The following is an 11,089-nucleotide window of genomic DNA, read 5'->3' on the forward strand; positions in this document are numbered from 1 at the left end:
GTACCTGAATATTCTGACGCTGTAAGTCTTCCACAACTCCAGAAACTAACGCACGGGCAACCATGCCAGTGATACGGCGTTTGATTGGTGAAAGTAACTTCTCGACATGTCTCATTGTAATCATTCGGCTTGTCCTTGAGCTTTCTTCCAAGAGTATTTTAAAGAGGTATTCTTTGCAGCTTCCGCGGGTATATCAAAAGACTCAGGCTTAACCACACTAATCACAGCAATACGACCTGAAGCATCTTCGCTAAACATGATCGAGGAAATCAGCATCTCTTCATCCAAACCCACAATCTCATCTTGAACTGGCACTACCGTATTGAAGTTCCATAGCTTGCCCGTTTGCGGAATTCGCCACCCTGTCACCGTGTACTCAGCACCATTAGATATAGCAATGCTACGTTGGCGTTCCCATTGGCCGCGCTTGGCTGCACCTTCAGCAGTAGTCACTTCTTCATTAACAATAATCATCGGGCGATAACGTGTAATATCTGCATCGCTAACATTCGCCTCAATACCACCTACCGAAATAGCATCATCTGAATCAAAGCCACCAAATGCAGGTCCGACGGCTTTTATTTTGTAATAGCTAAAACGCTGACGCCAGCTGAAGCGACCACGCGCAGCTTTTACATTTTCACCAAGGATTAAAGACACACCCGCACGCTCTGTGCTTCTACGCACGATCACAAGGTTGCCAAACGTGTCACTGGTTAACAGCACACCACGCTGACGCGCTAGACGAGCAAGCAACTCATGCGGGGTTTCACCTTGCTCGATTTGAATACGAGGGAACGCCGCGCCCACATCGGTATTCACGATCACTTTGATACCGAAAGGCTTACACACCACGTTAGCAATCTGGGTTAACGTTTGGTTGTTGAACTGGCCTGAAGGGTAGTCAATCGAGCAATCCACTAGGTCAGCGGTTTTGTCTCGACCACTCACCGATATCATCACCTGGTTTGCATCGTAGCTAGGCACCCAATCATCCACATAGCCCGTAATCACGCGCTCACCACCAATTTCAATCACACAAGGCTGACCTTGCTGAATCGGCTCCATGAAGGCTTTGTATTTATCATCAGAGCCTTGCCACTTCCAAGTCAGTTCTAAATCAAATGAACCAGACATCGCATTGATTGAGCGAGTCACGCTGACCTTAGTCCAGCCACCGTAAACATTACCGCCAGCTTTCAATACAATTTCATCTAACTGCGTTGTCATGAGCTAATCACCTCAATGGAATCTGAAGGCAAGATAAAAGACGGATTAGACAGGCCATTACGACGCACAATGCTCTGGCGCGTTTCAGTGTCGCCATTCTCTTGCCACGCCACCAAAGAAACAGGCACCGTACTGGTGGGCGTGTAAATACTTAACTGAGGCAACAACTCGGCTCTTGCTCTGGTATCCGCCAGCACCGCTTGACGCAGTACACGAAACTGACGCCACACAGCAGAGTCACCAAGCTCAACGGCGTTCGCAGAAAGATCCGCTAATTCATTAGCAATGTCATACCCAATCTTCTTGTACTGCTCACCCGTTAATACGGCTTTACGGTCAGCACCTGAAAGGCTATTAATCGACTCATCGGTATCAATCAAATCAACGCCAATATCGGCGTCACCCATTGCTGAAGCCTTAGAAACCGTCGCGGAATTCATAATCAAACGCTTGTACGCATCGGCATTGTTTAGCACAGCTTGCTGCTTCACAGGGTTAGCCACGCTAGGCACCGAACTTGCGAAGCCATCAGCACTATCGATGTTACGACTCAAACCACCAGTAACAGCCAATTCAGCTCGCATACCATCCCAACGGTTTTGCACGTTCTGGTAAACATCGAGGGCGCGAATAGGGTCAGTGACCACGCCTTTCACGTCTTCCAACAGGCCCATGGTTTCACGCGCTAACTCACCAGGGTAGGCCAATAAGTTGCCAATGGAATCTTTGGTGCGCATCAGGCGATCTGTCCACTCGCGAAGCTCACTGGGTAGTGATGGCAAACCACGAGTGAATTCATCCAAGTCATCTAAGAACTGATCAACCATATCGCCCACACCTTCCGTGGCCGTCTCATCAAATTCTTTTTCAAAGGCATCATTAGCCGCATCTTGTGACTTGGTTGATTCACCTTGCACCTGGCTTGCGGTATCGCGCTTTGAATTCGGGAATAGATTTTCACCTTGTTCAAACACCTCAAAGCTAAACGTGGCTAAGCCGTCTGTTTTATTGACTAACTTAAAGCTGCCTTTACCAACCTGAACTTTACGAACGCCAAACCAAGGGTGAATAAGTTCACACGGCCCTGGTGTATTAATCGCTTCAATGATTTGTTGTAGTTTCTCAAAGTAGCCATCACCCACAGTGCGGCCATTAATCATTTCTTGCTGAAGCACTTTACCGTTATCTTCGGTATAGCCTTGTTCACGCTTAGGGTAAGCATGAGGGATAGCACGGCGACCAAAGTCACCACTTGCATCATCTAGGAAAAATTCAACACCACGAATAGAGGCGGTTAAACGATCTTCAAATGCCATTTAAAGCCCCTTTAATTTGCGCCCGTATCTGGGTCGATTTGAATGGTTGGCGAGGAGGACGTTACTTTCTTAGTAATACGGTCATCACTAACAGAAACATCAACTTTCACATTACCGTTGGCAGCATTGTACTGGCCATAACCCACAGGCTGTTGATAGCCAGCGCCAGCACTCAAACCTAAGTAGCTATTCACTTTGTCTTCTGTTATGGCTTTATCTGAAGCCCCACCAAGCAAGTCACCTAGCGTGGTTGACTTAGCCCACTTGCCGAAATCGGTACCACCAATCAGAGAATCAAGCACAGTATCTACAACAGGGTAAATAATTGTCGCTGCCGCCGCACCTTTTAAAGCTGTGCCCGTTCTGCTTGGTTTCGTTGCACCTGGTCCTTTGCCGCCATTTCCTTTCCCATCAGGAACGTCACCACCTAAACCACCCATGCCACCACCTGGCATGTTTACAACAAACACTGGCATCGCGCCTAAGTCTTGAAACCCTCCTTTACCGCCTGCATCGCCACCCTTACCTTTACCTAAGAACCTACCAGCAGCATTTACAACATCTAAACCTTTCTTGGCCACAACCAAACCACCTACAGCCCATGCAGCTGCTTCTCCCCACTTCAACCAGTTTTGAATGGTTTCATCATCAATGCTGTTAATAGCATCAGAAAGCTCACGAATAGGTTCAGCCAACCTTTGATTAGCAAATTTATCGAAAGAACTTTTTAAGAGCTGCACGCTAGCTGCTGCATCGCCCGCAGCAACAGATGCATCAGCCAGAGTAACCGAACCGTCACCGACAATTGACATAAACCCGCTAAAGGCATTCGCTGAACCTGTTTCTTTATACAAGGCTATTAATGGGTTCAAGGCTCGCTTTGCTTCATCAGTTAAATTTAACATTGCCAAGTTTTCTGACATACCGCCTGACTTATTAACAATATCTTCCATAATCGAAGGAAGGGGGCGCATAACCTCAATGCCATCTTTTAATTTATCTCGGTCAAAAACACTAATTCCGCCCAATTGCTGAAGCTTTTTTACTCTATCTGGAGAGGTAATATCACGAATTAGAGCTTCAAATGCGGTAACTGCTTTTTCATCACTACCCACACCACCTCTAATAACCTGTAACGCAGCACCAAGCTCTGTAACTGCTTTTGCCCCTTGCCGACCTGTAGCAGCATAAGCAGCGAATATTTGAGGGCCAAAGTTAGCCATACTAGCAAGAGTAAAAGCACCACTTTTACCTTGTTTATTTAGTACATCAATTGATGCCATAGCATCCTTTGAACCTTCGATTGCAAGCTTCTTAAATTCGGTAAATATCCCACCAACTTGTTGGCCTGCCGCACCTGTCGCTTGAATCACAGCTGCAATATTAGGTAGATTTTCCATGGCATAACCTAAATCCCCTGTCTTTGTTAATATTTCTTCGATAGCAGATAGCGACTCACTAGGGTCTATTCTAATGCCTTCTAGGTTACTCACCCGTTGGATTTCATCATATAGTTCAGTCGTTTTTTCTTTACTGACTTCAGCCGCAATTGCAAGCCGACTTAATCGCCTATCTAGTGAAACAAACCCTTTTGCTACATATCCTGTCGCAAATGCCGTAGCCATACCCACATAGCGATTACCTAAAGCATCGATACCCCGACCAGCTGCGGCGGTCGAGGTTTTAACGAGTGTCATGGCTTTTTTGTTTTTCTTGGCGAACTCACCCATCGAATTACCATACTGACGCGCCTTAGCTGCAAGGTTGCCCGCAAGGTTTAAGACAATATCGGTTTCAAGTTTCTGTGCCATTGGATTGTTCTCTTAGTTTTCGATAGGTTTTGAGTAGTCGCCGCAAAGGCATGGCAGTGGTGACGCTTAACGGAATCTTTGAACACATCGCAAGTTGCAAGTTTTCACAGACTTCCGGCAGCGCCTTAAGATCGCCCCCTGTTTTCAAGCTCCTTGGTAATCAGCTCATCGAGTTCGCTTGCTTTTTCTTGCAGCAGTTTAAAGTCGTCCTGGTGCAGCTTTCTCAACTCCTTGATAGAGATAGGCCCCTGAACACTGCCAATGTACTCAACCTGACGAACAAGAAGCTCGATGCCGTAAAGCACATCAGAGGTGTATGCCATGGCCACACCCTCATTCACGATCACTTTCTCTGCCGCTAACTGCGCATCGATGTAATCACCAGAGCTTAACTCTCTTAGACCAACTTCATGGTGGACGGCTTCGCCCACCTTGAAACCATGATCCAATCCAAAGGTCATGATGGCCATTAAACGCGCTCCGCTGGGTTACCTTCGAACGTGCCCGTAATCTCACCAGAGTCACTTAACTGAAACGGCGCTTGTGGTGAGGCACTTGTAATCATGTAATCAACACCGTTGTCGCCTTCCCAAGTTAGCGTTGCGTCTGTGATGTTATTGATTTTAACAACATCGACATCTTCATCCGCCGCAATCACCACCGACATAGTAGAGGGCGTGAACTCTTTCGACTTACCCCAAATACGGTTTGGCCCTGCGTGAGAAACGTGAGTGAAACCACCTGGGTTCAAAGTAGAACCCTTCTTTGTTTTGAGTTGTTTGCTGTTAGCACGAACAACAACTTGACCAAGGATTTGTCCCATGGTGCGTGCTCCCTATTAAAGTTTGAACTGCATTAGTGCGGCGAAGATACGGAACTGATTCACAATGTCGGGCTTGAACACACAGTTCAAACGGTTCTGATCACTTGTGTCTCGATACACTTCCAACGTCTCTTTGAAACCATCGAAGTCTTCCATCAAACCACTTGGCACCCAGTCAGTATTGGCAAGCTCTAACACGGCATTGCGCATAATCTTTGGTGTCACAACTGGCTGACCAGGGTCAAGGCGATCAAGTACATCGTCACCTGCCAATTTATGGCGAGGGAATCGGTTGGTCACCATGGTTCGAAGTGAGTAACGTAAGTAACCCAACGTCGCTGGCGTAGTGATATCAAGATAGCTTGGGTCTGGGTCGCCATAAGCATTCTGACGATACATTGACACTTCACGTTCAATCGCTACTTCATTGCCAGGTGTCACCATGTATGTGGCAATACCATCATGCAAAAGTAGATTGCGCTCGGTCATATCCCACTGAGCGGTTTTAGCCGGTGGAAGCAAACTGGTTAGCACTAACGTTTGAAGAGGGCGAGCAGGGTCAATGCCCAGTGAGTAAGACGCTCGGCCTGCGTAAGCCGCAGCAAATTCCCAAGGCGAGTTTGGCGAACTGTTCGTACCCATACACGTAAACAAGAAGTCATTACGCGCAGAGCCAAACGCACCCGTCTCAGCAAAGGTGCCACGAAACGCGGTATAAGCAATACCTTCAATCATCTTGAGTGGGCCCCAACGATTAACCAGCTCGTCACGTAGGTCATTCATTGATTGGGTATCGTTAAATGGCATGACGATATGGTTGTACCATTCGTTCGGAATCGCCGCGATAGCAGCGCTCATGTCTGGTGTTCCTGCGCCGCCTGTCATGTCGGTAATCGCAATAGTCACACCACCAGGCAAGAACTCACCATCGTAGTAGTTGTAACGGATATCGATATCGTCGCCCGTAATACCTGTCCATTTACACGTAAGCTCTACAATATCGGTAGACGCCGCTTTCAAAGCAGCAGTAACAGGCAGGTTGGTATCAGCATTCACCTTAGCAATGATGGCCGTCGCAATAGAATCAGCATCGTCCGTATCTTTCACCGTTACCTGCACGCTTTCGCCAGCAATCAGTAACGCGATCACACCTGCTTTAACCGTGGTTGCCGTAACGGTAATCTCACCCTTAGCCGCAGTTGCTGCCAAGTCAGCCACACCCAATGCATACACGTCAGTAAATTCATTGGTTTTGCGGAACTTCTTAAGCGTAAGAGAAAGCATTGAACCTTTACCGTAAAGGTCGTCTATTTGGCTTTCACTTGTGGTAATACGATTCAGCGTAAGTGCATCAGCAGTGCCCGTTGCCAGCTGTTGGCCAAGTACTAATACTTTCTGAGCCAAAGCGGGTGTGCCTGAATTCGCTTCGCTGTTGTCGATCTCGATATAAACGAGTGGTACTCGAATATCGTTAGGAATAGAGCCCAATGACATGCTTATTCTCCTTTAGTGGCTTGCTTAGCCGGTGCGTTAGTGGATTTCGTTTTAGCCGGTGCGTCAGCAGTCGCTTTCACTTCAACAACATCACCATCTGCAATGCGTCGCAGCCAATATGAATTTCGTTTAACCTTTTCGCCTTCATCTGAAAGGAAGCCCCCTTCAGGGTTGCGAACGGGAATCTCTTTATTGCTCGGTTTTAAAATCATCGTTATGCCCTTGCTTTATTGAGGCAGCTTCACTTCACCATCAATGGTGGGTGCGCCATCTGCGATTTCACCTTTCAGACCAAAGGTAATGAAGTCATCTAACGTACTGAGATCAATCTCTTCATCTAAGTACCATTGCTGCGACCAAGTGACAGACCAGATAGCAATACCAAGCTTGTCAATTTCACCGCTGTATAAATTGTCACTGCGTACGTTTTCAACGCGACCATAGGATGTTGGCAGTGCGCTTCTATCCACCAGTTCACGTACTAACTTTCCTGCGACCACTTCAGCACGTAGGTCTTTTTTGTAACCGAACTGGTCAGTGGTAAACACATAGGCCACAAGGTTAACGTTACCAATTAAGCGATTACCCACAGTTTCATATTGCGGAACACGTAGGGCAGCAATACGAACGCCACCGTCACGGTTCGACATCCAGCGCTTAATATCATCCGCCTTATCAAAGCGGCCAATGTGGCGCTCAACGGTTTGGATCTTTTCTATTTCACGCTCACCACCTTCAAGCTTTGGCTTAAGGTACTGAACGATTTCATTCACAGCCCAAACGGTAGAACCACTGGTGGTAAAGTCGGGTCTAGACATTCATTAACTCCTTCCAGAAGTCACCGATAACCGCATACACTTCAGATTGGTTGTCGGTACTTAGCCCTAAGTATTCACGCTGTGGAATGTTCATCATGCGAGTGAACGCCCCTACAGACTGATAGACCGGAAACGCCAACGCTTTACCAAAGGCTTGTGTGATAAGGCGCGTATGAGCAGACACTTGAACCGGACCAGAAAAGCCATCTTGAGGAACGCCAGAGTAGGCCAATGGCGATCCAATTCGAACTTGGTTGCGCTGCACCTGGTACTGGATGGAGTCCAACAAATCGCCTTCGGACTGCAAAAGGGATTGGTTTCCATGTCGAGTCTTCGCATAACTGCTAGACCAATCATCCCAACGCTGACCATCAGGTGACGTTTTCTCATCGGCGATTCTTCTTCTGGTTTGGCTCTCTACAATTCCACCTAACGAATCAAGCAGTTCAACTTTGTGCTTTGGGTCGCTTAGGGTTTCAAGCAGCTGTTGATAGCGCTCAAGCTCTTGCGTTCCCGTAACTTGAACACCAATCGACATTACAAGACGCCTCTCAAACTGTTGCGGGTGAACTGGCGCTCGTTCTCTTGAATCAGCTCAACTTTGCCCACACTGCTTTCGGTTGGCGCTTCGATGGTTGGCAAGCCTAGTTCGCGCTTGCCATTGGCTATCTCACGCAGGGTTTCAAGCTGCATCTTGTAGCGCTCTTCTAGTAGGTTCGTGGCCTGTTGGTCACGGTCGGCTAACCAGTAGAACGCGATAGTGATGGCAACCTTATTCAACATGCCTGGCACTGTTGGCAGTGGCAGCACATAACGACGACCTAAGAAAGAGTTAATCTCTTCATCGGCTTGGTCTAATGCCTGGTTAATCCAAACATCGTTGAGTTCGCCTGTAGTGCGGTCTACCGCAAAGTTCCACAGCATTTGCTCATCACGATCAAGTAGGTCTTGCTTGGTTGCGTAAGTTGCCATCGTATTTACTACCTTTTAAAAACGTTATTGCTGCATGTCTTGAAGATCGAGTACGTCTTCAAGCTCAACAACTTCAACTGTTAGGTGCGGCTCGTCGTGTACTCGCTTCGCCTTTTCAGGAGAGAGGAACACCACGCACTCTGGTTCATGATCTTTCGCATGAACTCGCGCAGACGCATCCGGCTCTTGTTCCACCACAAGCACCAGCTTTTCTTGGAGACGATGGAACTGAACGCCTGAGCGCCAAAACCCAGCACCTGATTTAGCGCATACTTTGAAAGCGCCAAGAACACCGATAGCGTCAACGCCATCCCCAGGATGAACCACATCATCTTTCTTTGAATCCACTTGTACAATTTGATCACCTTTGCTTTTGTCGGCTTCTAATTTCGCTTTAGCTTCAGCTTCCGCCTTAGCTTCGGCTTCTAATTTTGCTTTAGCTTCAGCTTCCGCCTTAGCTTCGGCTTCTAATTTCGCTTTAGCTTCAGCTTCCGCCTTAGCTTCGGCTTCTAATTTTGCTTTAGCTTCAGCTCCCGCCTTGGCTTCGGCTTCTGATTCAGCCCTAGCTTTAGCTTCGGCCTTTAATTCAGCATCGGCGTTGTCGAGTGCTTTCTGTTCGGCTTCCGCTTTAGCGGTGGAGGGATTTCCTTCCACTTTTCCAACTTTTCCAGTTGTTGATTTTTTAGTTCCACTCACTGTGAACTCCTTTAAACGAATATTTAATGGCGATTAAATTACGGTTTAATGCCCCAGAAACTCATGATCACACCCGCTGAAGAGGGCAACCCATTAGCTGCGCCAAATGAAACAATGGAAACCGTTCGGCTTGCATCGCTCGTTGAATGCATCCAACGGAATTTGTCACCCGCCAAGATGGAGACAGACACAGAATAATCAATCGCTCGCTTCTCATCGGTTGATTGGCTATCTAAGGTAATCGGTCTCAAGCTGCCGTCATAAGCTACCCATTGGCCTGTCCCTGTATCGAACACTTCGATGAACATTCCCCAATCGGTACTACCTGCACCTGCAAGCTCACGCAAAATGGAAACGTTCAAGCTCACCATTCCACTAAAGTCTTTGAGCGCTGTGGTTTCACCTGTTAATAAATCAAGGGAAAGGTCAGCAGACGCTAGAGGAATTTGGTTAAATTGAATCGCTTCTGGTGTGTTGTCTGCCGCGAGCGTTTGCTTTAAATCGTTCGCATCTGGCGTGACATAACTGGCACGCATAAGCAAAACAGATTCAGGTGCTGGCGGTGCGCTTTGGCTTATCAGTGGTGAGTTTTCAAAAAACATACTTAACCTTCCGTAACGATGACATCGCCTATTGAGCTGGCCGTTCTTCCGTAAATATTTTTCGCTACAGCGCGAGACCAACCAATGCCTTTTTCAAGCTTCAGTTGGTGCCCAAACGTTTCAGCATCGGATGGTGCTGAGTCTTCAACACGGTACTTCACAACGCTGCCTGCTTGGTTGTCCATATAACCCGCCGCAGCAGAAGAAATAAGCGTCCAAGTGTTTGGATTAAGTTCAACTTTTACAGTCATGGCATAAATCCCTAAAGGTTGGCGGCATTGCTACCGCCAATCTGTCTTGCTGGTTAAGCGATGAATGGAGAAACGATCACTTCTACGTCTTGGAAATACACGTTGGTATCACCGCCTTCAATAAGCATTCGTTCAATCAGCTTCTTCGCTGCCGCACGGTTCGTATAGCCAACCACAAGCGTGGTAGGGCGAACACCCAGAGGCACACCATCGGCACGTTTCATTCCGCCAAGTTGTTTAACCGCCGCTTCATAGTTCGCTTCCGTTAACGCAGCTTTAGAGCCAATCGCTAATTGAGGGAAAGAGAAGCCAACTTCACAACGGCCATCTGTACCCGCTGCAAACTTGTTGTTGAACCAGGTGTACTCTTCTGTCGGGTTCATGTTCTTGAACACGAACGGACGACGGTTCTGATACACGATAGGCTTCAGCGTTTGCGAGTTATCAATCAAGAACCAAGGCGAACCTGTATCGGTTGACGGGTCACCCACCACGTTCGAGAACGTTGAAGCAGGTGTCGTGTCTAACGGGTGGTCAGTATCAAAGTAGTTCTGGCCGTCATAACAAAGCGTGGTGAAGCCTGCCACAAGCAATGGATAAGCAAGCTTGTCTGGGAACATCGTTACCTGATCACCAAAACGTTCTGCCAATACTGAGTACTGACCGATTTGGTCATCTTCAACATTTTCACGGCTGATAGAGATAGAGCTTTCGAACGTCTTGTTAGTAATGGAATAACCATGCTTACCCACATCAGCCAGCTGGCGGTCACCCACCCATTCTTTAATCTCTGGTAGGTCTTTCAACCAACCATAGAAGTTAGATTCACCAGAAGACGGCACTTCAGTAGCAATCTTGTCCCATTGTGGGTTTGCTCGTGAAACACCTTTCACGAACGAGGCGTTCATTGATACAAACAACGCTTCAATAATTTGAGCTTCAGTCGCCATGATTACGCGTCCTTATTCAGTTCTTGGTTAGACGCGATAGAGTTCTTTGATGCTAGGAACTCTTCTTCGGTCAAATTCATCTTGCGACACATCGCAAGTTCGTCTTTATCTAACTGGCTGCCACCT

General features: G+C 47.4%; 14 protein-coding genes. All 14 read right to left on the bottom strand.

Annotated features, from left to right (window positions below; translation table 11 throughout):
- Positions 1 to 120: 120 nt before the first annotated feature.
- The 14 genes from ACED59_RS23285 to ACED59_RS23350 all read right to left on the bottom strand — a co-directional run bounded on the left by ACED59_RS23285 (position 121) and on the right by ACED59_RS23350 (position 10,966).
- Entirely contained in the window at positions 121 to 1,230 is a 1,110-nt protein-coding gene (locus tag ACED59_RS23285) for a phage baseplate assembly protein (RefSeq protein ID WP_371704795.1), read from the bottom strand.
- Positions 1,227 to 2,546 (bottom strand): DNA circularization protein, encoded by a 1,320-nt coding sequence (locus ACED59_RS23290; RefSeq protein ID WP_371704796.1) that lies wholly within the window; start codon positions 2,544 to 2,546, stop codon positions 1,227 to 1,229. Before ACED59_RS23290 ends, ACED59_RS23285 begins: the two co-directional genes overlap by 4 nt.
- Positions 2,547 to 2,557: 11 nt before the next feature.
- The gene (locus ACED59_RS23295; RefSeq protein WP_371704797.1) at positions 2,558 to 4,357 is read right to left on the bottom strand and encodes a phage tail tape measure protein; all 1,800 of its coding nucleotides are present in this window, start codon (positions 4,355 to 4,357) and stop codon (positions 2,558 to 2,560) included.
- A 125-nt stretch (positions 4,358 to 4,482) separates the two neighbouring features.
- Positions 4,483 to 4,827, bottom strand: coding sequence for a phage tail assembly protein (locus ACED59_RS23300; protein ID WP_371704798.1), 345 nt, complete (start codon positions 4,825 to 4,827; stop codon positions 4,483 to 4,485).
- Positions 4,827 to 5,180 carry a phage tail tube protein gene (locus ACED59_RS23305; RefSeq protein ID WP_371704799.1) on the bottom strand — a complete coding sequence of 118 codons (354 nt, stop codon included), beginning with the start codon at positions 5,178 to 5,180 and terminating at the stop codon, positions 4,827 to 4,829. The genes ACED59_RS23300 and ACED59_RS23305 overlap by 1 nt, the downstream gene beginning before the upstream one ends.
- Positions 5,181 to 5,195: 15 nt before the next feature.
- Entirely contained in the window at positions 5,196 to 6,674 is a 1,479-nt protein-coding gene (locus ACED59_RS23310; RefSeq protein ID WP_371704801.1) for a phage tail sheath subtilisin-like domain-containing protein, read from the bottom strand.
- A gap of 2 nt (positions 6,675 to 6,676) precedes the next feature.
- A complete protein-coding gene (locus ACED59_RS23315) occupies positions 6,677 to 6,886 on the bottom strand; it encodes a DUF2635 domain-containing protein (RefSeq protein WP_371704802.1) in 210 nt (69 codons plus the stop codon).
- A gap of 15 nt (positions 6,887 to 6,901) precedes the next feature.
- Entirely contained in the window at positions 6,902 to 7,492 is a 591-nt protein-coding gene (locus ACED59_RS23320; RefSeq protein ID WP_371704803.1) for a hypothetical protein, read from the bottom strand.
- Positions 7,485 to 8,030: a phage virion morphogenesis protein gene (locus ACED59_RS23325; RefSeq protein ID WP_371704804.1), complete on the bottom strand. Its 546-nt coding sequence runs from the start codon at positions 8,028 to 8,030 to the stop codon at positions 7,485 to 7,487. The genes ACED59_RS23320 and ACED59_RS23325 overlap by 8 nt, the downstream gene beginning before the upstream one ends.
- Positions 8,030 to 8,464, bottom strand: a complete 435-nt coding sequence (locus ACED59_RS23330; RefSeq protein WP_102551316.1) for a gp436 family protein — start codon at positions 8,462 to 8,464, stop codon at positions 8,030 to 8,032. The genes ACED59_RS23325 and ACED59_RS23330 overlap by 1 nt, the downstream gene beginning before the upstream one ends.
- Before the next feature lie 24 nt (positions 8,465 to 8,488).
- Positions 8,489 to 9,160, bottom strand: a complete 672-nt coding sequence (locus tag ACED59_RS23335; protein WP_371731384.1) for a hypothetical protein — start codon at positions 9,158 to 9,160, stop codon at positions 8,489 to 8,491.
- Between the two features lie 38 nt (positions 9,161 to 9,198).
- Complete coding sequence (locus ACED59_RS23340) at positions 9,199 to 9,762, bottom strand: hypothetical protein (protein ID WP_069669249.1); 564 nt, start codon at positions 9,760 to 9,762, stop codon at positions 9,199 to 9,201.
- Positions 9,763 to 9,764: 2 nt separating this feature from the next.
- Entirely contained in the window at positions 9,765 to 10,013 is a 249-nt protein-coding gene (locus tag ACED59_RS23345) for a hypothetical protein (protein ID WP_371704807.1), read from the bottom strand.
- A gap of 53 nt (positions 10,014 to 10,066) precedes the next feature.
- Entirely contained in the window at positions 10,067 to 10,966 is a 900-nt protein-coding gene (locus ACED59_RS23350; RefSeq protein ID WP_371704829.1) for a Mu-like prophage major head subunit gpT family protein, read from the bottom strand.
- Between the last annotated feature and the right edge of the window lie 123 nt (positions 10,967 to 11,089).

It is taken from the genome of Vibrio sp. FF266, from assembly GCF_041439695.1.
Taxonomy (GTDB): domain Bacteria; phylum Pseudomonadota; class Gammaproteobacteria; order Enterobacterales; family Vibrionaceae; genus Vibrio; species Vibrio tasmaniensis_A.

Coding starts and splice junctions, on each gene's coding strand:
- ACED59_RS23285 (WP_371704795.1), bottom strand. CDS start 1,230: ATGACAACGCAGTTAGATGAAATTGTATTGAAAGCTGGCGGTAATGTT.
- ACED59_RS23290 (WP_371704796.1), bottom strand. CDS start 2,546: ATGGCATTTGAAGATCGTTTAACCGCCTCTATTCGTGGTGTTGAATTT.
- ACED59_RS23295 (WP_371704797.1), bottom strand. CDS start 4,357: ATGGCACAGAAACTTGAAACCGATATTGTCTTAAACCTTGCGGGCAAC.
- ACED59_RS23300 (WP_371704798.1), bottom strand. CDS start 4,827: ATGGCCATCATGACCTTTGGATTGGATCATGGTTTCAAGGTGGGCGAA.
- ACED59_RS23305 (WP_371704799.1), bottom strand. CDS start 5,180: ATGGGACAAATCCTTGGTCAAGTTGTTGTTCGTGCTAACAGCAAACAA.
- ACED59_RS23310 (WP_371704801.1), bottom strand. CDS start 6,674: ATGTCATTGGGCTCTATTCCTAACGATATTCGAGTACCACTCGTTTAT.
- ACED59_RS23315 (WP_371704802.1), bottom strand. CDS start 6,886: ATGATTTTAAAACCGAGCAATAAAGAGATTCCCGTTCGCAACCCTGAA.
- ACED59_RS23320 (WP_371704803.1), bottom strand. CDS start 7,492: ATGTCTAGACCCGACTTTACCACCAGTGGTTCTACCGTTTGGGCTGTG.
- ACED59_RS23325 (WP_371704804.1), bottom strand. CDS start 8,030: ATGTCGATTGGTGTTCAAGTTACGGGAACGCAAGAGCTTGAGCGCTAT.
- ACED59_RS23330 (WP_102551316.1), bottom strand. CDS start 8,464: ATGGCAACTTACGCAACCAAGCAAGACCTACTTGATCGTGATGAGCAA.
- ACED59_RS23340 (WP_069669249.1), bottom strand. CDS start 9,762: ATGTTTTTTGAAAACTCACCACTGATAAGCCAAAGCGCACCGCCAGCA.
- ACED59_RS23345 (WP_371704807.1), bottom strand. CDS start 10,013: ATGACTGTAAAAGTTGAACTTAATCCAAACACTTGGACGCTTATTTCT.